This is a genomic window from Ensifer canadensis, from assembly GCF_017488845.2.
Taxonomy (GTDB): Bacteria; Pseudomonadota; Alphaproteobacteria; order Rhizobiales; family Rhizobiaceae; genus Ensifer; species Ensifer canadensis.
Genome location: NZ_CP083371.1, coordinates 1,660,575 through 1,683,290 on the forward strand (window position 1 = coordinate 1,660,575; position 22,716 = coordinate 1,683,290).

The 22,716-nt window shown below is 63.3% G+C and carries 18 protein-coding genes; 7 read left to right on the forward strand and 11 right to left on the reverse strand.

Going from position 1 to position 22,716, the window contains the following annotated elements; translation table 11 throughout:
- Positions 1–36: 36 nt before the first annotated feature.
- The 3 genes from J3R84_RS27340 (at position 37) to ade (ending at position 5,165) form a co-directional block, all read left to right on the forward strand.
- Complete coding sequence (locus J3R84_RS27340; protein ID WP_057207529.1) at positions 37–1,839, forward strand: adenine deaminase; 1,803 nt, start codon at positions 37–39, stop codon at positions 1,837–1,839.
- A 59-nt stretch (positions 1,840–1,898) separates the two neighbouring features.
- On the forward strand, positions 1,899–3,302 hold the full coding sequence (locus tag J3R84_RS27345; RefSeq protein ID WP_203528770.1) for an NCS2 family permease: 1,404 nt from the start codon (positions 1,899–1,901) through the stop codon (positions 3,300–3,302).
- A 72-nt stretch (positions 3,303–3,374) separates the two neighbouring features.
- A complete protein-coding gene (gene ade / locus J3R84_RS27350; RefSeq protein ID WP_057207528.1) occupies positions 3,375–5,165 on the forward strand; it encodes an adenine deaminase in 1,791 nt (596 codons plus the stop codon).
- Positions 5,166–5,236: 71 nt separating this feature from the next.
- Here the strand turns inward: ade and J3R84_RS27355 are convergent, their stop codons facing one another.
- From J3R84_RS27355 to J3R84_RS27365, 3 genes are all read right to left on the reverse strand, one after another.
- Entirely contained in the window at positions 5,237–6,370 is a 1,134-nt protein-coding gene (locus J3R84_RS27355) for a serine hydrolase domain-containing protein (protein ID WP_225906401.1), read from the reverse strand.
- A gap of 5 nt (positions 6,371–6,375) precedes the next feature.
- The gene (locus J3R84_RS27360; RefSeq protein WP_203528768.1) at positions 6,376–7,974 is read right to left on the reverse strand and encodes an ABC transporter substrate-binding protein; all 1,599 of its coding nucleotides are present in this window, start codon (positions 7,972–7,974) and stop codon (positions 6,376–6,378) included.
- A 90-nt stretch (positions 7,975–8,064) separates the two neighbouring features.
- Positions 8,065–9,228, reverse strand: a complete 1,164-nt coding sequence (locus tag J3R84_RS27365) for an NAD(P)/FAD-dependent oxidoreductase (protein ID WP_225906400.1) — start codon at positions 9,226–9,228, stop codon at positions 8,065–8,067.
- Between the two features lie 116 nt (positions 9,229–9,344).
- On the opposite strand from J3R84_RS27365, the gene J3R84_RS27370 reads away from it, so the two are divergent.
- The 3 genes from J3R84_RS27370 to J3R84_RS27380 all read left to right on the forward strand — a co-directional run bounded on the left by J3R84_RS27370 (position 9,345) and on the right by J3R84_RS27380 (position 12,188).
- A complete protein-coding gene (locus J3R84_RS27370; protein ID WP_025428323.1) occupies positions 9,345–9,968 on the forward strand; it encodes a helix-turn-helix domain-containing protein in 624 nt (207 codons plus the stop codon).
- A 235-nt stretch (positions 9,969–10,203) separates the two neighbouring features.
- Positions 10,204–10,881, forward strand: a complete 678-nt coding sequence (locus J3R84_RS27375; RefSeq protein WP_025428322.1) for a FadR/GntR family transcriptional regulator — start codon at positions 10,204–10,206, stop codon at positions 10,879–10,881.
- Positions 10,878–12,188, forward strand: coding sequence for a CynX/NimT family MFS transporter (locus J3R84_RS27380; RefSeq protein WP_025428321.1), 1,311 nt, complete (start codon positions 10,878–10,880; stop codon positions 12,186–12,188). Before J3R84_RS27375 ends, J3R84_RS27380 begins: the two co-directional genes overlap by 4 nt.
- Positions 12,189–12,222: 34 nt before the next feature.
- Here the strand turns inward: J3R84_RS27380 and J3R84_RS27385 are convergent, their stop codons facing one another.
- The 3 genes from J3R84_RS27385 to J3R84_RS27395 all read right to left on the reverse strand — a co-directional run bounded on the left by J3R84_RS27385 (position 12,223) and on the right by J3R84_RS27395 (position 16,503).
- Complete coding sequence (locus J3R84_RS27385; RefSeq protein WP_107027644.1) at positions 12,223–13,152, reverse strand: electron transfer flavoprotein subunit alpha/FixB family protein; 930 nt, start codon at positions 13,150–13,152, stop codon at positions 12,223–12,225.
- Between the two features lie 117 nt (positions 13,153–13,269).
- Positions 13,270–14,019 (reverse strand): electron transfer flavoprotein subunit beta/FixA family protein, encoded by a 750-nt coding sequence (locus J3R84_RS27390; protein WP_025430629.1) that lies wholly within the window; start codon positions 14,017–14,019, stop codon positions 13,270–13,272.
- A 42-nt stretch (positions 14,020–14,061) separates the two neighbouring features.
- Entirely contained in the window at positions 14,062–16,503 is a 2,442-nt protein-coding gene (locus J3R84_RS27395; RefSeq protein ID WP_203529029.1) for a GcvT family protein, read from the reverse strand.
- A gap of 95 nt (positions 16,504–16,598) precedes the next feature.
- On the opposite strand from J3R84_RS27395, the gene J3R84_RS27400 reads away from it, so the two are divergent.
- Positions 16,599–17,534 carry a LysR substrate-binding domain-containing protein gene (locus J3R84_RS27400; protein WP_057207341.1) on the forward strand — a complete coding sequence of 312 codons (936 nt, stop codon included), beginning with the start codon at positions 16,599–16,601 and terminating at the stop codon, positions 17,532–17,534.
- On the opposite strand, the gene J3R84_RS27405 is transcribed toward J3R84_RS27400, so the two are convergent.
- From J3R84_RS27405 to J3R84_RS27425, 5 genes are all read right to left on the reverse strand, one after another.
- A complete protein-coding gene (locus J3R84_RS27405) occupies positions 17,531–18,814 on the reverse strand; it encodes an NAD(P)/FAD-dependent oxidoreductase (protein ID WP_025428316.1) in 1,284 nt (427 codons plus the stop codon). The two genes, J3R84_RS27400 and J3R84_RS27405, sit on opposite strands and share 4 nt — an antisense overlap.
- Before the next feature lie 78 nt (positions 18,815–18,892).
- Entirely contained in the window at positions 18,893–19,783 is an 891-nt protein-coding gene (purU, locus tag J3R84_RS27410) for a formyltetrahydrofolate deformylase (RefSeq protein WP_225906435.1), read from the reverse strand.
- Between the two features lie 50 nt (positions 19,784–19,833).
- On the reverse strand, positions 19,834–20,973 hold the full coding sequence (locus J3R84_RS27415) for an aldo/keto reductase (protein WP_057207344.1): 1,140 nt from the start codon (positions 20,971–20,973) through the stop codon (positions 19,834–19,836).
- A 43-nt stretch (positions 20,974–21,016) separates the two neighbouring features.
- Positions 21,017–21,751, reverse strand: a complete 735-nt coding sequence (locus J3R84_RS27420; RefSeq protein ID WP_025428313.1) for an aspartate/glutamate racemase family protein — start codon at positions 21,749–21,751, stop codon at positions 21,017–21,019.
- A 102-nt stretch (positions 21,752–21,853) separates the two neighbouring features.
- Positions 21,854–22,693 carry an ABC transporter substrate-binding protein gene (locus J3R84_RS27425; RefSeq protein ID WP_203529027.1) on the reverse strand — a complete coding sequence of 280 codons (840 nt, stop codon included), beginning with the start codon at positions 22,691–22,693 and terminating at the stop codon, positions 21,854–21,856.
- Between the last annotated feature and the right edge of the window lie 23 nt (positions 22,694–22,716).

Sequence of the window (22,716 nt, forward strand, 5' to 3'; positions counted from 1 at the left end):
CTGGGAATATTCGGCGACGCTAAGGGAGAGGTTTCAGTGAGCAATATCAGAGAATTCATCCGGGCAGCCTCGGGCACCGGCAACAAGGCCACTTTGGCGATCCGCGGCGGCAGGCTCGTCAACGTCGTATCGGAAGAAATTTACCAGGCCGATGTCGCGATCTACGGCGAGCGGATCATCGCCGTCGGCGACATCTCCGTTTATGTCGGGCCGGAAACGAAGATCGTCGACGCCACGGGCAAATACCTGGCGCCCGGCATGATCGACGGCCATCTGCATGTCGAATGCTCGAAGATGTCGCTAACGAGCTTCGCCAAGGCGGTCGTCCCGCTCGGCACCACGTCGATCGTCACCGGGCTTGACCAGATCATCGTCGTCGGCGGGCCGGCGGCGGCGCGTGAATTCCTCGACGAGGCCAAGCAGACACCACTCAAGGTCTTCTGGGGCGCGCCCTGCAAGACGCCGTACACCATGCCGCGTTCGACCGTCGGGCACTATTTCAGTCCTGCCGATCACCAGGCCACCCATCACTGGCCGGAATGCGTCGGCATTTGGGAAACCGTGCGCGAGTTCATCCAGGAGGAAGACCCCGACGTGCTGGCGGCGCTCGAGCTTGCCGAAAAGAGCCGGCTCCCGGTGCTCGGCTGCTGCCCGATGACGCGCGGAGCGCGCCTCAACGGCTACCAGCAGTCCGGCGTGCGCGCCGACCACGAAAGCTATTCGCCGGAGGAAATGCTCGAAAAGCTCAGGGCCGGCATGCATGTCGTCGTGCGCGAATCCTCGATCTCCCACTTCCTCTCCGACAATCTGCGCATCGTCACCGAAATGGGCGTCAAGGCCTTGCGCCGCATCAGCTTCTGCACCGATGACGTCGTTGCCAGCGACATTCTCAAGCGCGGCCATCTCGACAATATGGTGCGCATGGCGATCGCCATGGGAATCTCGCCGATGGCGGCGATCCAGATGGCAACGATCAACGGCGCCGATGCCCTTCGCATCGACGACAAGGTCGGCTCAATCTCGCCGGGTCGCGCCGCCGACATCCTGCTCGTCAACGACCTGCGCGAGTTCAGGATCGATGCCGTCATCGCCAAGGGTGAGGAAGTCGCGCGTGACGGCCGCATGGCCATCGAACTGGTGCCGCCGCCGCGCAGCGCCGCGCTATTGACTTCGATGAAGGTCGCGCCGCTCGAACTCGACGATCTGAAGCTGCGTTATGACGGCCCCGGCGACAGCGCCGCTGCCATGGCGATCGCCGTCACGCCGGAAAAGATCTTCGTGCGCACCCGCCGCGATGTCACCCTGCCAGTCAAGTACGGATGCGTGCTCGCCGACCCGGCAAAGGACATCCAATATGTCACCGTGGTCGAGCGCTACGGCAAGACGAAAAACCGACCCGTCGCCTTCACCTCCGGCTTCGGATTGCGCGAAGGCGCAATCGCCAGTTCGACCGCGCCCGACGACAACAACATCATCTGCATCGGCGCCGACCCGGAAGACATGCGGGTCGCCATCAACCACCTGATCGCCAACCATGGCGGCCAGGTGGTGGTCAAGGACGGCAAGGTCGTCTCCTTCCTGCATCTGCCGATCGGCGGCATCGTCTCCGATATCGAACCATCGGAAATGGCGGCGCTGGAGGAGGAACTGGACGATGCGGCGCGCGGGCTCGGCTGCACCCTGCCATGGCCGTTCATGTACATGTTCGTGCTTCAAATCACCGCGATCCCGGAATATGCCATCACCGATCTCGGGGTCGTCGATTGCGTCCGGCTCAAGGTGATCTCGCCGCTCGCCGGGAACGGCGGCGAGGAAGCGCGCGCCGCAGCAGCAGAGTAAAGCCTTGGAAGGGGTCGGCATCGCCGGCCCCTTCCTCATTTCAAAAAAAGGGGAACAAAATGAACTACCAACCCAAGGGCGTTGAGCCGGCGTCAGGCCAGGCACAAGCCTCCTGGCTCGCCAGCCTGCTTGACCGCTACTTCCAGATTTCCAAATTCGGCTCGACCATTCGAACCGAAATCCTCGCCGGGCTGACCACCTTTCTCGCCGCCTCCTACGTGATCGTCGTCAACCCTTCGATCCTGTCCCACGCCGGCATTCCGTTTTCGGCCGGCGTAACGGCGACCGTACTCGTCAGCTTCATCGGCAGCTGCGCCATGGGGCTCTATGCGCGAAGCCCGATCCTGGTGGCGCCGGGCATGGGCATCAATGCGCTGTTTGCCTATACGATGGTTGTCGGCGCCAAGGTACCGCTGGAAATCGCGCTGGGCTGCGTCTTCTGGGCCGGCGTGCTCTTCACCGTCATGGCCTTCTTCAACCTGCGCCAGACGATCATCGAGGCGATCCCGGTCGACCTGCGTTATGGCATCGCCTGCGGCATCGGTCTGTTCATCGCACTGATCGGCTTCGAGAATGCCAAGTTCATCATCGCCAATCCGGATACGATCGTCGGGCTGACGACGTTCAACCCCGTAACCCTCACCTTCATTGCCGGCTTCATCCTGACGGTCGCGCTGGTGGTCCGCAAAGTTCCCGGCGCGATGATGGCCGGCATGATCCTCACCACCATCCTCTCCATCCCGATCGGCCGCTGGTGGGGCGACGGCAGCGCGTTTTCGCCGGATAGGCCTGATGTGCATACACTGGTCAATTGGAGCGGCTTTTCCGCGGCACCGGATTTCAGCTTCATCGGCCAGATCGACCTCGTCGGCGCCTTGAGCCTGATCTACCTGCCGTTCATCTTCGTCTTCCTGTTCACCAATTTCATCGAGGCACTCTCGACCTTCCTCGGCCTTGCCGAAGCGGCTGACCTCAAGGACGAGCAGGGATTGCCGCGCAACATCAAGCAATCCATGCATGTCGACGCCGTCGCTGCGCTGATCTCCGCACCGCTCGGCACCAGCCCCGCCACCGTCTATCTGGAATCGGGCGCTGGCATTGCGCAGGGCGGCCGTACCGGGCTTGTCGCCCTTGTCGCCGGCCTGCTGTTCGTGCCGTTCCTGTTCCTGTCGCCGCTGTTGTCGCTCGTTCCGGCCGTGGCAACCGCGCCCGTTCTGATCCTCACCGGCCTCTTCATGTCCGAGCCGATGAGCAAGATCCGCTGGACCGACATCGACGAAGCGATCCCGGCGTTCCTTGCCATCGTGCTGATCCCGCTGACATTCTCGATCACGCTCGGGCTGTCGCTCGCAATCATTGCCTATGTGCTGATCAAGCTGGTCTGCGGGCGGGCGGGCGATGTAAAACCGGTCATGTGGTTCGTCGCCCTCTTGGCGGCAGCGCTCATCGCCCAGACCCAGTAAACCTGTCGGCGCCTCCTTTTTACTCAGACGTCAAAGGGGGCGCCGACATCGTCTCCATTGAAGGAAACTGTCATGCTCCAATCCTGGTCGAGGACCGCACCCGAGCTCGTCGACGTCGCCATGGGCCGTGCGCCGGCGGACCTCGTCATCCGCAACGGCAAATGGGTCAACGTCTATTCCGGCGAGATCATTCCGCACACCGACATCGCGGTCAAAGCCGGCCGCTTCGCCTATGTCGGGGCAGACGCCAGCCATACGATCGGTGAAGGCACCAAGGTCGTCGACGCTGCCGGGCGTTATCTCGTGCCGGGGCTCTGCGACGCGCATATGCATGTCGAAAGCGGTCTCGTCACCGTCACCGAATTTGCGCGCGCCGTCATCCCGCACGGCACGACGACGATGTTCATCGACCCGCACGAGATCGCCAACGTGCTCGGCCTGGCCGGCGTGCGGCTGATGAACGACGAGGCGCAAAGCCTGCCGATCAATGTCTACGTGCAGGTGCCGAGCTGCGTGCCGAGCGCGCCCGGGCTCGAGACGGCGGGTGCTGAACTCTCGGCCACGGACGTGGCCGAAGCGTTGAGCTGGCCGAACATCATCGGGCTTGGCGAGATGATGAACTTTCCTGGTGTCGCCTTTAACGATCCCAAGATGGTCGCAGAAATCGCGGCAACCCAGGATGCGCGGCTGACCGTCGGCGGACACTATGCTTCGCCGCATCTCGGCCGGGAGTTTCACGCCTACGCCGCTGGCGGCCCGGCCGACGATCATGAAGGAACGACCGTCGAGGACGCGATTGCCCGCGTCAGACAGGGCATGCGTGCGATGTTGCGGCTCGGCTCAGCCTGGTTCGACGTTGCCGCCCAGGTCAAGGCGATCACTGAAGCCGGCGTCGATCCGCGCAACTTCCTGCTCTGCACCGACGACAGCCACTCCGGCACGCTGGTCCACGACGGCCACATGAACCGGGTGGTTCGCCACGCCATCGCCCAAGGGCTGAAGCCGATCACCGCCATCCAGATGGCCACGCTCAACACCGCCCAGCATTTCGGCGTCGAGCGGGAACTCGGCTCGATCGCACCAGGACGACGGGCCGACCTGATCATCACGTCGGACCTTGCTGCCCTGCCGATCGAGATGGTGTTTGCCCGCGGCGAACTGCTGGCAGATTCCGGCGCCTTGGTGCGCGATATCCCGCCCTTCGTTTATCCGGAAAGCGCCCGCAACACCGTCCACCTCGGCAAGACGCTCAAGGCCGGAGATTTCGACATCGGGCTTAACAGCACCGCGACCCGCGCGCGGGTCCGGGTGATCGGCGTCGTCGAGAACCAGGCGCCGACGCGTGCGCTTGAAGCCGAGCTTTCGGCGGCGGGCGGCATCATCGAGATGGATCGCGCCCAGGACGTCTGCCAGATCGCGCTGGTGGAGCGTCATCGCGGCACCGGCGACGTCGTCAATGCCTTCGTCTCCGGCTTCGGCTATGACAGCGATTGCGCGGTTGCAAGCACCGTGGCCCACGACAGCCACCACATGATCGTCGTCGGCACCAACAAGGACGACATGGCGAAAGCCGCGAACCGGCTGCACGAGGTCGGCGGCGGCATCGTGGTGATCAAGCACGGCAAGGAGCTTGCACTGGTTGAACTGCCGGTCGCGGGGCTGATGTCGGATCAGCGTGCCGAGATCGTGGCGGACAAGGCCGCGGCACTAGTCGAAGCGATGCGCGTCTGCGGCTGCCGGCTGAACAACGCCTACATGCAGCATTCGCTGCTGGCGCTCGTCGTCATTCCCGAACTGCGCATCTCCGACAAGGGGCTGATCGACGTCCGGACCTTCGAAAAGGTCGACGTCCTCATTTCATAACAATGCTGTCAAAACGCTCGACCGCCCGAACGGGCGGTCGAGCTGATTTCGAGACGTGATCGCCAGCGGGCTTAGCTGTCCATGATGATGCCGATTGCCTGATCGAGCACTTGATGCAGACCGCTGGCGTAAAAGGACATCCGGTAGCCCGAGCCCACATTGCTGGTCATGGCGATTGTCAGACCCGATTTCGGCTCGTGCTGCATCACGGTAACATAGCCGGGGATGCTGCCCTGGTGGCCATAGACGAGCCGATCCGCGTAGCTGCTCTGGAACAGCCCCGCCCCGGTCTCGCGCATCCGCGTACCGGGAAAGCTAACGGCGACACGGCTTTCGCTCATCTCCCGGAACATTCCGTCCGCCAGCAACTTGCCGCCAAACAGCGCCCGAATGAAGGCGATCATGTCGCCGGGCGTCGAGACCATGTCGCCGCAGCCATAGGCCGCCGTGAACGGAAACGAATCCGATGAATCCTGCAGCGCGTCGGAATAGGGCAGGACGCCGTCCATGCGCCACATCTCGGCTCCGGCAGCGATGCCCGCCCCTGCATCCGCAGCCGGTGGCGGTCGGTGGTAGTAGCCGCGCACCATGCGCTCTTCCGGGAAGCTCTCGGTCGAAGGCGACCAGGTGTTTTCGAGCCCGAGCGGTTCGAGCACCTGATGGCGGACATAATCGCCGAGCGACTTTCCGGTGACCTCTTCGATCAACATGCCGGCAAGCACATAGCCGGTGTTGTTGTAGACGGCCGGACCGCCGGGCGCCGACTGAGTGCCGACCCGAAACGCGAGATCGACGAGTTCGGCCGGCGTCCAGATGCGGTCCGGGGTCATCGGTATGTCGTACTCGAATTCCGGCAACCCGCCGCGATGGTTGACGAGTTGGCGCACCGAAATGGCAGCGGCACCGGGAAGGTCCGGGAACCAGTGCGAGATCGGCGCGCCAAGCTCCACCACACCGCTTTCCGCCAGCTTCATCAGGGCGGCAACGGTAAACGTCTTGGTGCAGCTGCCGATCTTGAACAGTTGCGTTGGCGAAACCGGTATCCCCCGCGCCCGGTCGGAAAGTCCCGAGGTCAAGGTGACGGTCTCGCCATCGCCCTGTGAAAAGGCCAGGGAGGCGCCGACGGCACCATCGTTGATGTAGCCTTGAAGCAGTCGGCTTAGATCGGCAAGCGTGACGCCGCCGCTCATTGTCATCTCGTCCATCCGGCTTACTCCGCGATATCGACGTTGGCGAAGTTCTGACGGCCGAAGGCGTCGAGAACGTAATTTTTCACGCTCTTGCGCACAGGGATCGACACGACGGAATGGGCGATCGGCGCAACAGGCACTTCCGCCTTGAGGATGGCCTGCGCCTTGCCGTAAAGCGCTGCCCGTTCCTTGGGATCGGCGGCGACGCGCGCATCCTGAAGCAACTTTTCAAAGTCGGCGTTGCACCAGCGCGCCCGGTTGGAGCCGCCCTTCACGCCGTCGCAGCTAAGCAGATAGCTCAGCATATTATCCGGATCACCGTTGTCGCTGCTGCCGCCGAGCAGGAAGGCGTCATGCTCGCCCTTGGCGGTGCGGGTCAGATACTCGGCCCACTCGAAGCTGACGATCTCGGTTTTCACGCCGATGGCATTCCAGTCGGCCTGGATCATCTCTGCCATACGGCGGGCGTTCGGGTTGTAGGGCCGCGACACCGGCATCGCCCAGAGCGCGATCGACAGGTCGCCCTCGTGGCCTGCTTCCTTCAAAAGCGCCTTGGCGCCTTCCGGATCGTAGTCGATGCCCGCGTCCTTGGCCGCACCGAGCTGTGCAGGCGGCACCACGCTGCCGGCAACGCTGCCTGCACCCTGATACACGGCTTCCACGATCGCCTGCCGGTTGACCGCCTTGGCGAGCGCCAGGCGGATACGCGCATCACCGAGCGGCTTGTGTTCGACGTTGAAGCCGAGAACGCCGATATTCTGGCCTTCGAGGTTATAGACCGTCACCTCGGGGTCGTTCTTGAGATCGGCGACGGCTCCGGGCGGTGGTGGCGCCGCCACCTGGCACTCGTTCGCCTTCAGCCGGGCGACCCGCACGGTGGGCTCCGGTGTGATCGCAAAGACGAGGGTATCGATCTTCGGCGCACCGTCCCAATAGTCCTTGTTGGCCGCATAGCGAATCTGGCTGTCCTGCGCATAGGCCTCAAGGATGAACGGCCCGGTGCCGACGGGCGCCTGGTCGATCAGCTCCGGGGTGCCGGCTGCGACCATCTTCTCGGTCTGCTCCAGCGAGAGAATGGAGAGGTAGTCGAGCGCAATGCTGGGCAGGAAGGTGACGTTTGCCGACGTCAGTGTGAAGCGCACGGTATGATCGTCCAGCTTTTCGATCTTCTCGATCAACGGCCCAAGCCCAAGCGCGCTGAAGTATTCGTATGAGGCGTTCGAGAGCTTGTGGTACGGATTGTCGGCGTTGCGCTGGCGGTCAAAGGTGTAGAGCACGTCGTCGGCGTTGAATTCGCGTGTCGGCGTAAACTGCGCGTTGGTGTGGAACTTGACGCCATGGCGCAGATGGAAGGTGTAGACCTTGCCGTCTTCGGACACATCCCAGCTCTCGGCGAGCGCCGGCCCGACTTCCGTCGTCCCCGGCTTGAATTCCACCAGCCGGTTGAAAATCGGCTTGGCCGCGGCATCCATAGTCGAATCCGCCGTTCCGATCATCGGGTTGAAGGTCTCGGGGCTCGCCTCCGAGCAGTAGACCAGCGTCTTCGCATAGGCCTGCCCGCCCATGAGGATTGTCGATGCGACGAGCGCGGTGCGCAGAATCAGACGTGTGGATTTCATAGCAAACGCTCCTGGTTGCCTTTGTGTTGACGTCGTCGCGGGGTTCTCCTAACCGCATCGACGACGTTTCGATCTTGATGGTCTATCCGGTCATGGGCCGGCCGGGGAAAGCGACGGGGTGTGCGCCGCCGCCATAAATCGGACGGGTGCCAGCGCACCGAACTCGACGCCGAGGGAGGCGACATCCGCAGGCATCGCGGCATCGCGCAGCAGCGCCGAGGCGATCCGCGCCAGGGTCAGCGACACCTGGAAACCATAACCGCCCTGGCCGCCGAGCCAGAAGAAGCCCGGCAGGCGCGGATCGAAGCCGACGACAGGCGTGCGGTCCGGCGAGAAGGTGCGCAATCCGGCCCATGGCCTTTGCGGGCGGCCGATGCGAAGTTCGGTCGCCTGCTCGATCCGGTCGACCGCGATGGCGACGTCAATATCTTCGGGATAGGCGTCGCAGGGCGGTGAATCCGTTTCATCCGCCAGCGAGCCGATCAGCTTTCCGGCATCCGGCTTGAAATAGAAACGCTCATGCAGATCGACGGCGAGCGGCCATGTGCGCGCGTCGAGCCCCGCGGGCGGGTCGAACATGAAGGCGGTGCGCCGTTTGGGCGAGAACCCGAGCCCCGGCAGCCCTGCCCGCTCGGCGATCACATCGACCCAGGCGCCCGCCGCGTTGACGACCATATCGCCTTCGTAGGAGCCGGCCGAAGTCACCACTTGAAAGCGGCCGGAAATACGGGAGATCTGCAGCACTTCCTCGCCCGAAATGACAGTCCCGCCAAGCGCCTTCAGAGCGGCGGCCGCGGCATGGACCATCTTGCCGGTGTCGATATCGAGAGCGCCGGGCTCGTAGACGCCGCCGCACGTGGTATCGGCACGAATGACGGGAATAAGCACGCTGACTTCGTCTGCCGAAAGCCGCCGGACGCTGGGCACGAGCGCCTGGTACTTCTGCGCCAGTTCATCGACCATCGCATCGTCGTCGCACCCACCGAAATGCAAGGCGCCGCGCACATGCTCGGCAAAGCCGCCATCGACGATGGCCGGCCGGCTGGCAATGGAGAGCGCTCTGACCACCGTGTTGCCGTAGGTCTCGGCAAAAAGCGCCGCCGAGCGGCCGCTTGCGTGATAGCCGAGATGCGCCTCCCGCTCGATGAGGACGACCGATGCCCATTCTTGGACGGCAGCCGCAACCGACAGGCCGGCGATACCGCCGCCAATGACAATCACTTTGGGAGAAGAGGATCCTGAGCGCATAGCCATTGGTAAATTCATTTTCCGATACGGTCAATATTTAGCGTATCGGAAAATTCTTGGCGCTTGTTGCGAGGCGGCCAGAGTTGAACTAGCTAGGTAGATCTCGTTTGCCGGAGAGAACCATGTCGGAACAGCCAAACCTCGGCGATTGCCTGCGGAACCTGAGGAAACATCACGGCTGGACCCTTCAGGACGTCAGCCACCTGACCGGCGTTGCCGTCTCGACCTTGTCCAAGGTGGAGAACGACCAGATGTCGCTGACCTATGACAAGCTGCTGCAGATCTGCGCCGGCCTCGGCGTGCATGTCACCGAATTGCTCAGTGGCGACAGCAAGCAGCCCGCCGCCCGCACGCGCCGCTCGGTAACCTCGGCCACGACGACGCTGCGGCAGCTGACCCGCAATTACGACTACCACTACCTTGCAACCGATCTGGTGAGGAAACGCATGGTGCCGATCCTCGCCCATGCCCGCGCGCGCACGCTTGCAGAGTTCGGTCCGCTGACCCCTCATGCCGGCGAAGAATTCCTGATCGTGCTCAAGGGCGAGATCGAGCTGCATACGGATCAATATGCGCCGGTGCGACTGAAAGCCGGCGAAAGCGTCTATATCGACTCGACGATGGGCCACGCTTATCTCTCGGTCGGCGAAGGCGACGCGGAAATGCTGTGCGTCTGCTCCGGCGACGAGCCGGATATGGAAAAGACGTTGCTCAGCATCACCGACGGCCAGACCACCGATCATTGATCGGCTTCCGTCGAGGATTTAGTCGAAGGAAGTATTTTATCGCTTTGTTCTGTCGACTCCCGATGGAACGCGACAGCCCCACCTCGCGGAGATGCGCGGTCGCCCGACAACAGCCCTCCACCGACCTGCGTCGCCGCGCATTCGGCCGATGTCGCCCCGATTCCACCACAACCAATTGACAGCGACTAAACTCAGACGTATTCGTTAGGTCATCTGATGACTTGATGAGTTTATCATGCAGCCCGTCAATCGAACCAATCTGGCCGACAGTGCGGCCGAAAGCCTGCGCGCCGAGATCGTCAGCGGCCGCTGGGGCGTCGGCGACCGCATCCCGAACGAAACTCTATTGACCGAGCTGTTGTCCGTCAGCCGGGGCACGGTGCGCGAGGCCGTGCGTGTGCTGGTCTCGCAGGGTCTGCTCGACACCCGCCAGGGCTCCGGCACCTATGTGCGCTCGACGGTCGATCCGGCAGGCGCGCTCGACCGTGTCAAACGCGCCGGTCTGCGCGACCAATGGGAGGCGCGCGCCGCCCTCGATGTCGAGGCGGCAAGGCTTGCGGCGATCCGCCATACACCCGCCGACCTCGAACGCATGACCCGGCTGCTGAAGGCTCGCGGCACAGTTGCCGATGGCGGCTACGAGGCCTTCGGCCATCGCGACATCGCCTTTCACAAATCCATCGTCGAAGCCTCCGGCAACCGCGCCATCGTCGGGCTCTACGATTTCTTCACCTCATCGATCCTCGAAACCATTCACTCGACGCTGAAGGGCGACGTGCCGGAACCCGACGAACAGGCCCATGCGGCGATCGTCGCGGCGATCGCCACCGGCGATCCGGACCGCGCCGCGTCCGCCGTTCGCGCCTTCATGGCGCCGGTGCTTCGCGAACTCGACAGGCTTCTTTCGCAATGAACCAGACTTTCCGTGATCCCAATTCCTCGGCCCATCAGGTCGCAGCCATCAACGGTCTCGAAGACCAGCTCATCGACGCCGAAGCCGACAGCGTACCCGAGCCTCAGCCGCCGGTGTTGCCGCGGGGAGCGGCGCGTTTCGTCCTCGGCGCCAGCCTCGTGCTGATCGCCTTCAACCTGCGACCGCTGTTTTCCAGCCTCTCGGTGTTGCTGCCGGAGGTGATGCGCGATACCGGCTTAACGACTGCCGGCGCCAGCCTGCTGACGACGCTGCCGGTGCTCTGCCTCGGCCTGTTTGCGCCGCTGGCACCAAAGCTGGCACAGCGCTTCGGTGCCGAACGCACCCTGCTTGGCGCCTTGGCTCTGCTCGCGCTCGGGACAGTGCTGCGCGGTTTCGGCCCCGTACCGGTGCTCTTCCTGTCGACATTCGCCGCCGGGGCGGCGATCGCCATCGGCAACGTGCTGCTCCCGGGCCTCGTCAAGCGCGACTTTGCCGACAAGGCGGCGATCATGACCGGGCTTTATACAATGGCGCTCTGCGCCGGCGCGGCCGGTGCCGCCGGCCTGACCCTGCCGCTCGAACACGGTGTTACCGGCTCGTGGTCCGGTGCACTCGCCATCTGGGCGCTTCCCGCCTTCATCGTGCTGTTGATCTGGATGCCGCAGGCGCTTGGCAGCAAGGCGCAGGTCAGACACACCGGCTTTCGTGTCGTCGGCCTTTGGCGCGACCGGCTGGCCTGGCAGGTAACGCTGTTCATGGGGCTGCAGTCGGCTCTGGCCTACTGCATCTTCGGCTGGCTCGCCCCCATTCTCAGGGAGCGCGGCTTCGACCCGGCAACGGCAGGCGTCATCGTTTCGGTCTCGATCATGACCCAGGTCGTCACCTGCCTGCTGGTTCCCTCCTTTGCCATCAGGCGCAAGGACCAGCGTGGCATCAATGTCGCGCTGATCGCAGCCGCAGTGATCGCGCTCCTCGGCATTCTGTTCGCGCCGCCGTCGACGGTGATCTTCTGGGCCATTCTCCAGGGCTTCGGCCAGGGCGGGCTGATCGCTGTGGCGATGACGCTCATCGTCTTGCGCTCGCCCGATTCCCATGTCGCCGCCCATCTCTCGGGCATGGCACAAGGCGTCGGCTATGTGCTCGCCGCCATCGGCCCGTTGCTCGTCGGCCTGATCCGCGACTGGACCGGCAGCTTCGACGCAGCCGCGATCCTGTTCGTGACGCTCGGCCTCGGCGCGGCGATCATGGGTTTTGGCGCCGGTCGGGCGCTGCATGTCGGCGCACGCACGATCAGGATCGACGGCTGAACGTCAACGTTCAGCCGTCGTCTCTGAAGTCTCATCAGGATGCCCGTTCCATCTCCGGCAGGGCTTCGAACAGGTCGGCGACGAGGCCGTAGTCGGCAACCTGGAAGATCGGCGCCTCCTCGTCCTTGTTGATGGCGACGATGACCTTCGAGTCCTTCATGCCGGCCAGATGCTGGATCGCACCGGAGATGCCGCAGGCAATGTAGAGATCTGGGGCAACCACCTTGCCGGTCTGGCCGACCTGCCAGTCGTTCGGGGCATAACCGGCGTCGACTGCCGCGCGCGATGCACCGACGGCAGCGCCGAGCTTGTCGGCAACCGGCAGGATCACTTCCTTGAATTTTTCCGACGAGCCGAGTGCACGGCCGCCCGAGATGATGATCTTGGCCGAGGTCAGCTCCGGACGATCCGACGACGACAGCGCGTCGGCAACGAAGCTCGACAGACCGGGATTGGCCGCAGCCGCGATCGTCTCGACCGAAGCTGAACCACCCTCGGCGGCCGAGGCGAACGAGGCGGTGCGCACGGTGATCACCTTTTTCGCTTCCGTCGTCTGCACCGTCTGGATGGCGTTGCCGGCATAGATCGGACGCTTGAAGGTATCGGCGGAAACCACCTCGGTGATTTCCGAAACCTGGGCGACATCGAGAAGCGCTGCAACCCGCGGCAGGACGTTCTTGCCGACCGAAGTAGCAGCAGCAAGGATGGTGTCGTAATTGCCCGACAGCGAAACGATCAGCGCCGCCAAGGGTTCGGCCAGATTGTTGGCAAGGCTTGCATCCTCGGCCACCAGCACCTTGGCAACGCCGGAAAGCTTGGCGGCCTGGTCGGCAGCCGCCTTGGCACCGGCACCGGCCACCAGCACATGCACGTCGCCGCCAATTTTGGCGGCCGCCGTCAGCGCCTTTGCCGTCTGGTCGGAAAGGTGGCTGCCGTCGTGGTCAGCCAGAAGCAGAATAGCCATGGTTTTGTTCTCCCTTTCGGTTCGAGCTCAACGATCCCTTGGCGATCGGAGCTCAACGGTTCTGACGTGGTTCATGCGTTTGTCCGCAAACCGGTTCCCACTTTGCGGAAGCATGAACTAGAGCACGCCGGCTTCGGTCTTGAGCTTTTCGACCAGTTCGGCCACCGACTTGACCTTGATGCCGGCCTTGCGGCCTTCCGGCTCCTCGGTCTTCAGCACCTTCAGCCGCGCGGTCGTGTCGACACCGAAGTCGGCAGGGGTCTTTTTGTCGAGCGGCTTCTTCTTCGCCTTCATGATGTTGGGAAGCGAGGCATAACGCGGCTCGTTCAGGCGCAGGTCGGTGGTCACCACCGCCGGCAGCTTGATGTCGATCGTCTGCAGGCCGCCGTCGACTTCACGCGTCACCGTTGCCTTGCCGTCACCGATCTCGACCTTGGAGGCAAAGGTGCCCTGGGCCCAGCCCAAGAGCGCCGACAGCATCTGGCCGGTCTGGTTCGAGTCATCATCGATCGCCTGCTTGCCGACGATGATCAGCCCCGGCTGTTCGGCCTCGGCCACACCCTTGACGATCTTGGCAACAGTGAGCGGCTCGACCTGGTCGTCGGTCTCGACCAGGATCGCCCGATCGGCGCCCATGGCGAGCGCCGTCCGCAGCGTTTCCTCGGCCTTGGCCGGACCGACCGAGACGACCACGACCTCGTCGGCCTTGCCGGCTTCCTTCAGCCGCAGCGCCTCTTCCACCGAGATCTCGTCGAACGGGTTCATCGACATCTTCACGTTGGCAAGCTCGACACCCGAGCCGTCAGCCTTCACCCGGATCTTGACGTTGTAGTCAACCACCCGCTTAACCGTCACAAGTATTTTCATGGCCAACCCTTTCCGGCAATTTTCGTTGTCTGCTGACGGTGGTTACATCCGCCCGCGCTTAGCTTCGGGATCATAGGGCGATTCCGCGATGACGCGGGCCTTGCGCCGCTCGCCGAGGATCGGGACTTCGAGCTCCGTCCCCGGAACGCCAAGCTCGACCGGCAGTAATGCGAAGGCGACGTCGTGGCCGAGCGTGTAGGCATAACCGCCCGAGGTGATGCGCCCGACCAGCTTGCCCTGGTGGTAGACGCCCTCATAAATCAGCGAGCTTGCGCCATCGGTGTCGATCGCGATGGTGAAGGAACGACGGGCAATGCCCTCTTCCTTTGCCTTTGCCAGAGCGTCGCGGCCGATGAACTCGCCCTTGTCGAGGCGCACGAAGCGATCGAGGCTGCTTTCCCAGGCGCTGAGTTCCGGGTTCATGTCGCGATACATCGCCCGGTAGGACTTTTCGAGACGCAGCGATTCCAGCGCCTGCAGTCCGATCAGCCTCAGGCCATGGGCCTTACCGGCGGCTAGCAGCGCATCGAGCAGGTGTCGCTGGTAGCAGAGCGGATGATAGAGTTCCCAGCCGAGTTCGCCCTCGTAGTTGACGCGCAGCAGGCGGACGTCGCTGGCGAGCCCCACCGTGCCCGATTGCACCCCGAACCATGGGAACGCCTCGTTGGAGAGATCGATCTCGGTCAGCGATTGCAGCACGTCGCGCGCCTTCGGGCCAACGATGGTGAAGCAGCCGCGATCGTTGGTGACATTGCGAAGCTGGACGCTGCCATCCCTAGGCAGAAGCTTCGACAGATCGTCGAAATTCCAGCGCTCGGCTCGCGGCGTCGAAATCACGTAGAACGAGCCGTCTTTCAGCCGGGCGACGACATATTCCGCCTGGACACCACCCTTCGGGGTCAGATGATGGCTGAGGTTGACGCGGCCGGTCGTCGGCAAACGGTTGGCAAGGATGCCGTCAAGCCAGGCTTCGGCGCCGGGGCCACTCACTTCGAACTTCGTCATCGGCGTCATTTCGACGAGGCCGACGGCATTTCTGACGGCGTGAACCTCCTCGCCGACATATTTGCCCTTCTCGGTCCAGCGCCAGCTGTACTGATCCTTGGCTTCTACGCCCTCAGGCGCGAACCAGTTCGGCATTTCCCAGCCGTTGAGTACACTCCAGACGGCGCCCTTCTCGGTCAACCGATCATAGGACGGTGCAGTCTTCTGCGGCCGGGCGGCCGGCATGTCCTGACCGGGATAGTGCTGTTCGGCATGGGTGCCCCAGGCTTCGCGCACCTTTTCGCGCGTCCAATTCTTGTTGGCGTAGTCGCCGAAGCGGCGCGGGTCGAGCTCGGAGGTATCGAGGCTGTTGCCGCCTTCGACGATACGCTCGGAGAGATAGTAACCGATCGCGCCACCCCAGAGGATGCCGCCGGGCACGCCTTCGGCGATCCAGACATTGTCGAGCCCCCAGGCCGGCCCCACCAGCGGCAGTTCGTCGGCAGTCATTTGGAAGGGACCGCGGACATTGGCCTTGATGCCGACGCGACCGAGCGCCGGCACGAGGTCCATTGCCCGCTCCCAGTTCCAGGCGACCGAATCGAAATCCTCTTCCAGCAGGTCGGCGCCGAACCATTCCGGCACGCCGTTTTCGGCAAACAGCTTCAGATGCTCTGTCTTCTCGTAGGGACCGAACATCAGGCCGTCGCCCTCCTCGCGCAGGTAGCCCTCGAACCCCTCGTCGCGCAGGATCGGCATCTCCGGCAGGCCCTGGCGCTTGCGCTCGATCACTTCAGGGACGGCATCGGTGATCCAGTATTGGTGGACGATCGGGATCGCTGGGATTTCGAGTCCGAGCATCGCGCCGGTCTGGCGCGCATAGTTGCCCGTCGCCGAAATGATATGTTCGCAGATGATCTCGCCCTGGTTGGTCTTGATCTTCCATTCGCCGCTCGGCATGCGCTCGAAGCCGCGCACCTCCGTGTTGAGATAGATCTTGGCGCCGCGATCGCGCGCGCCCTTGGCCATCGCCTGGGTGACGTCGGCCGGCGCGATGTGACCGTCATCAGGATGATAGAGCGCGCCGAGCATCTCCTTGTTGTTCTCAAGCAGCGGCCAGAGTTCGCGGGCTTTCGCCGGTGAGACGAGTTCGGCGCGAATGCCCTGAACCTCGGCAACGCTCATGTAGCTCTTGTACTCGTCGAAACGGTCGCGGGTATTGGCGATGCGCAACTGGCCGCATTTGTGCCAACCGACATGCTGGCCGGTTTCGGCTTCGAGGCCCTCGTAGATCTCGATGGTCTTGGCGATCATGCGGCCGATATTGATGCTGCGGGCATAGGACGGAATGAGGCCGGCGGCGTGCCAGGTCGAGCCGGCTGTCAGCTGCGTGCGTTCGAGCAGCGCGACATCGGTCCAGCCGCGCTTCGTCAGACCGTAGAGAATGGCTGCGCCGACGCAACCGCCACCGATGACCACAGCCCGTGCATGAGTTTGCATAAAGAGGTTCCCTTATGTGGAATTTTCAGCAACTTACAAACGGCTGGCACGCTTGTAATCTTGCTAAAAATTGTCCGGGGGCATAACCTCAGTTTATGCATAGACTCCGCTCGCTCGTCCCCTCCGCCAACTATCTCTTCGTCTTTGAGGCCGCCGCCCGGCGGCAGAGCTTTACCGGTGCTGCGGAAGAGCTGAATGTCAGCCAGCCGGCCGTCAGCAAGACGATCCGACTCCTGGAAGAGGCGACCGGCCTGAAACTCTTCCGCCGCGAACACGCCCGGCTGGAACTGACGGCCGAGGGCAAACGGCTCTACAAGGAAACCCAGGAAGCGTTCGACCATCTGCACATGGTGATCTCGTCGCTGAGGCAAAAGCACTCGCGTGATATCGTGCGCGTCTCGTTCTCCGCATCCTTCGTGCAATTGTGGCTTCTTCCCAGGCTGAAGGCCTTCAAGGCGCAGCATCCTGATATCGCCTTGCGCATTGCCGAAAGCAGCCGCGACGACCAGGACCTCTTGGAGGAGGATATCGATCTTTCTGCCCGGCTCGGGACCGGCAAATGGCCGGGTATTCACGCCTGGCATTTCGTCACCGAGGAAGTCTGGCCGGTGTGCAGCCCCGCCTATCTGAGAGAGCATGGGCCGATCGAAACCCCAGCCGACCTGCTCAACCACACGCTGCTGCATTTCGAGGAGCGACATCGCTCACGCGTCGGTTGGCGGGAATATCTCGAGCGCAATGAAGTCTCGGCCGCCAAGCTGACGCAGGATTTCGTCTTCACCGATGCACTCAATTCGATCGAGGCAGCCGTGCACGGGCAAGGCGTCGCGCTCGGCTGGAAGCATCTGGTGCACGACCACCTGAAGGCGGGCAAGCTCGTCTGCCCGATCCGGGCGAGCTATCACTCTGGCCAGAGCATCCATATCGTCATGCCTTCCCAGCGCCCGCCGAAGCGGGGCACCGAGATCTTTCGCGACTGGCTGATGGAGCAGAATGCCGACGCCGACATTTTCGCCGACGAGGTTGGTTAGAACCGCTCGCCGACGAAGTGGGCGACCTGGGCTCCTGCCTCGTAATAGACTTCCTTCAGACGCCGCATCGGCGGATCGCTCGGGTCGCTGAGCGGCAGCGGCAGCTCCGCCTCGGTGATCTCGCCCAGGATGTGACGCGCCAGCACCCGGCCGAACACCGTTCCCGGCGCGATCCCACGACCGTTATAGCCGGAAAAGCCGACGACATTCGGCGCGAAGCGGTGGAACCGTGGCAATGCATTGGTGGTCATGCCGATCTGGCCGTACCATTCGCACTCGAAATCGACCTTGCCCAATTGCGGGAAAAGCCGGGCAAGCGAGCGGCGGGCCCAGGCCTTGTGGACGGCCGCACCGCCGTTGCGCAAGGCACCGACGCTGCCGAACACCAGCCTGCCCGCCTTGTCCATGCGGAAGGACGAAAGGATTTCCTTGGTGTCCCAAACGCCTTCGCGGTTGGGCAGAATACTCGAGAGCAAGTCGGGTGCGAGCGGCCGCGTCGCAAGATTGAAATAGGGCAGATACACCTGCTCGGTCCGCACCCGTTCCCATGGGCCGGTGCTATAGGCATCAGTCGCGACGATGATCCAGTCCGCCGTCACGGACGCCCTGTCGGTCACCACCTTCCAGCCACTGCCGATCCGCTCCGTCGAGACGACCCGGCTCGAAGTGTGCAGGACAACGCCGGCGCGCTGGGCCGCATGCGCCAGGCCGCGCACATAGGCGAGCGGCTGCAAGGTGCCCGCCCGTCTGTCGAGCAGGGCGCCGGCATAGGCGGTCGTGCCGATCCTTGCGGCGGTCTCGGCCGCATCGAGAAGTTCGACCGGCGCGCCGCGCTTTTGCCATTGCGACGCACGGTCCTTGATCTCCCTCAGGCCGGCATCGCCGACGGCACAGTGCAGCGTGCCGTTGCGTTCGAGTTCGCAGGCGATCGCGTGCTTGTCGATCAGGTCGATCACGACGCGCGGCCCGTTGCCGAGCAGATCCAGCAGCCGCTCTCCATGCACATCGCCGAGCTCGCCTGGTAGATCGTCAGGCATCACCCACATGCCGGCATTGATCAGACCGACATTTCGGCCCGCACCGCCAAAGCCGATCTCCGCCCCCTCGAGCAGGATGACGCTGCGGCCGGCTTCCGCCAGATGCAGGGCAGCCGAAATGCCGGTGAAGCCGCCGCCGACGACGACCACATCGGCGAATGCGTCAGCGGCAAGCGGGCCGGTGACCGGCGGCGGCGGGGCGGTCTTTTCCCAAAGCCCATGGGAGCGGGGATCATTCAGCATCGTTCAGGTCCTTCGTGCGGGGGTGTCGCTCGTCTTTTCCCGCAACTTCCATCAATCATGACAATGATAACGCCGCCATCACTGTGTAAAGACCACCGTCCTGTGGCCGTTGAGCATGACGCGGTTTTCCAGGTGCATCTTCACCGCCCGGGCGAGAACCCGGCTTTCGATATCGCGGCCGGTGGCGACAAAATCCTCGGCACTCATCGAATGGCTGACCCGCTCCGTCTCCTGCTCGATGATCGGGCCCTCGTCGAGGTCGGGCGTGACATAATGCGCGGTCGCCCCGATCAGCTTGACGCCGCGCGCATGGGCCTGGTGATAGGGCTTGGCGCCCTTGAAGGACGGCAGGAACGAGTGGTGGATATTGATGATCCTGCCATAGAGCCGGTTCGACAGATTATCGGAGAGCACCTGCATGTAGCGGGCGAGGATAACGAGGTCGGCTTCCGTCTCACGCGCCAGGTCGATCAGCCGCTGCTCCTGTTCGGCCTTGTTGTCCTTCGTCACTTTCCAGTGGTGATAGGGGATACCTCCGAGCTCGGAGGTCCTTGCGCTGTCGTCATGATTGGAGACGATGGCGACCACCTCGGCATTCAGCCAGCCGACGCGGATCTGGTAGAGCAGATGCAGCATCGCATGATCGAACCTCGAGACCATCACGATGATCTTCGGCCGCCGTGTCGCGTCGGCAACCGTGGCCCTCATGCCGAAGCGATCGATCGCCGGTTTCAGCGCCCGCTCGACACCGTCTCGCGACATGCCCAACGGACCGGTAAAGGCAATGCGCATGAAGAAGCAGTTGGTCTCGACGTCGCGGAACTGATTGCTTTCGACGATGTTGCCGCCGATCGCCGCAAGCTCGGTCGTCACCGCGGCAACGATGCCGGGCTGGTCGTCGCAGGCGAGCGTCAGGACGAATGAGGCAGCGGTGCCTGTTGATGTCAGGTTTGCGGGCATCACGGTCATGCCTCTTTCCTTTCGTGATAACGGTGGCCGGAATGGCGCGCCGTTGCGGCTCAGCTCTTGGATTTCGACTGGCCAAAGACGTAGTCGGTGACCCTGGGCAGAAAGGTCTCGCTGTAATACCCGCGCGGCTTGTCGCCGACTGCGACGCCTGCATTGAGAATGCCGGCCTGGTAATCGTCGGCAAACAGCGAATAGGGGTAGACGGGGTCAACCGCGCTTGCTGCCTGCAACTGCTGGCGCAACTCGGCGGGAATCGAAAAATCCAGTGCAGCCAGATTGTCGTCGAGCTGCTCGATCCGGCTTGCGCCGATGATGGCAGCACCGACGCCGGGCTGCGTCACCACCCAGTTCAGGGCGATTTGCGCCATGCTGCGGCCGACCTCGCCGGCAACCGCTTCGAGCGCAGCGACAATGCGCCTATTGCGTTCGGTAAAGAGCCCGAGCCCGCTGCCGGAGGCGTCGAGCGAAAGCCGCCCTGCGGCCTGCTGGCCGGCCCGGTATTTGCCGGAGAGCAAGCCCATGGCGAGTGGACTCCAGGCGGTGATGCCGAGGCCAAGCGTCTGGGCGAGCGGCACGAATTCGTTCTCGATGCTGCGTTCGGCCAGCGAATACGGTAGCTGCAGGCAGATCGGTGGCGTCAGCGCATGCGCCTCCGCCCAGGTCTGGGCGCGTGCCGCATACCAGCCCGGCACGTCGGAAAGCCCGGCATAGCGGATTTTCCCGGCGCGCACGAGATCGTCGAATGTCCGCATGACCTCTTCGGCCGGCGTGATCCTGTCCCAGGTATGCAGCAGATAGAGGTCGATGTAGTCCGTTTTCAGCCGCCGCAATGAGGCGTCGACGGCGCGCATCAGGTTCTTGCGGCCGTTGCCGCCGGCATTCGGATTGCCGGGCTCGACGTTGTTGGAAAACTTGGTGGAAATCACCACCCGGTCGCGTATGCCCGCCTCGGCGACGAACTTGCCGATCAGTTCCTCGCTGACGCCAGCCGCGTAAGAATCGGCCGTGTCGATGAAGTTACCGCCGATCTCGAGGTAACGGTTGAAGATCGCGCGCGCGGCATCCTCGTCCGATCCCCACGAACCGCCGATACCCCGAATGCCGCCATTGCCGAAGGTCATCGTTCCGAGCGCGAGCCGGCTGACCCGCAAGCCCGAGCGCCCGAGAAGGTAATAGTGGTCCATGGACATCAGTGGTTCCTGGTTTATCGCACGTGTTTGCCGCTGGCGCCGATCACATGTGGCCGTGGTGGCTCCGGCGGGCGACGCTTTGCTGAACGTGGTTGATCATGGTTATGAAGTCGAAGACCGGTCGACCGGTCGCCGTCTGCACCGCATGAGCATAGGGCGGCAGATCGCTGCATTCGAGCAGAATGGAGCGAACATCCGGGTTATCCTCGACGAGTTTGCGGGCAACCTCGGTCACTTCCCGCTCGATCTGAGCGCTGTCGAGCGTGCCTTTCTCCTCAAGAATGGCTTCGCGGAATTCCGTCTGCCCTTCCATGCCGGCAATCGCAAGAGGGATATGCCCTGGCACGTTGCTCGCCTCGAAGTGGCGCGGCGTCAGTCGGCTAGCATTGGCCGTGATGATGCCGACGCTGCCGCCGGCGGCCGCATGCATGAACGGGATCTGCATCAGGCTCGACAGAAACACCGGAATATCGACCGCGGCTGCAACCTCTTCCTGGAAATAGGCCATGAAACCACAGGCGCCGGTGATCGCCTTGACGCCGCGGTTCTGCAATTCGACGGCCGCTTCGATGAAGACGTCGCGAAGTGCGGGATCGCGCTGGTTGAGCAGCCGGTCGATCGAGGCGCCGCGCACCTCCTGGAAGCGGACCGGAAAGTCATAGGTGGTGGCGTTGCCGACATTGCCGGGCACGCAGGGGTACGCAGCATCGAGGATGAGGATGCCGATCTGCTCCCCGTACCACGACTGCGTCTTCCGCGTGACTGTGTAGACAGTCATCGTCTTGTCTCCGATATCAAATTGTTCGCTAACCGGCATACCTGCCGGGAGGGGGGACGGGAGCCTAGCGGCTCCCGCAACCTGTTGCGGCTGGCAACTATATTACTGGACCAGGCGCGGCGCGCCGGTCTCGGCCGCCGTACCGTCAAGGCCGTAGGATTTCAGGATGCCGACGATGGTGCCATCCGCATGCATCGCCTCGATCCCGGCATCCAGCGCGACACCCAGTTCCTTGGCGTTGAAGGAATAAGGGAACGCGGCCTGTGCGGCTTCCTTGGTCGCCCTCACCCGGTCGTCGGAGGCAGCGACCTTGACCTTGACGTCCTTGAACGCACCGTTCTTTTCAGCGACGACGCCGGTCGAATAGCCGTCCACCGCCACGTCGATGCGGCCGGAGAACAGGTCCTGCTGCATGTTGACCGAATTCGGATAGAGCCTCAGCTTGGAACCGAGCATGGTCTTCAGGTCGGTGACCCAGAGATAGCCCTGCACTGTGCCGACCTGTTTGTCTTCAAGGTCGCCGACATCCGCGAAGCCGTTCTTGGAATAGATTGCCATCTGATCGGTGTAGAGCGGCGCCGAGAGGTTCATGACCTTGGCGCGCTCGGCCGTGCGGTACCAGTCGCCGGTGGCGATATCGGCCTGACCCGAAAGCACGTACTGGATGGCGGCGGCCGGATCGACGGCGACCGCCTTCACCTTCAGGCATTCGCGCTTGGCAAATTCCGCAGCGATATCGCCGTCGATGCCCTTCATGTTGCCGCTGTCGTCCAGGTAGGAATGCGGCACATAGGTTGTGACGGCAACCGTGAGCGTACCCTCTTCGATGGTGGCGAAGGTGTGTTTCGGTGTGCAATCCTGCGCAAGCGCCACCTGGCTCGATACGAGGAGGCCGGCGATGCCGGTCAGCAGAAGGCGGGTTTTGGTCGCAAATGTGGTCATGCCTGAATGCCCTTTCGTGGTGT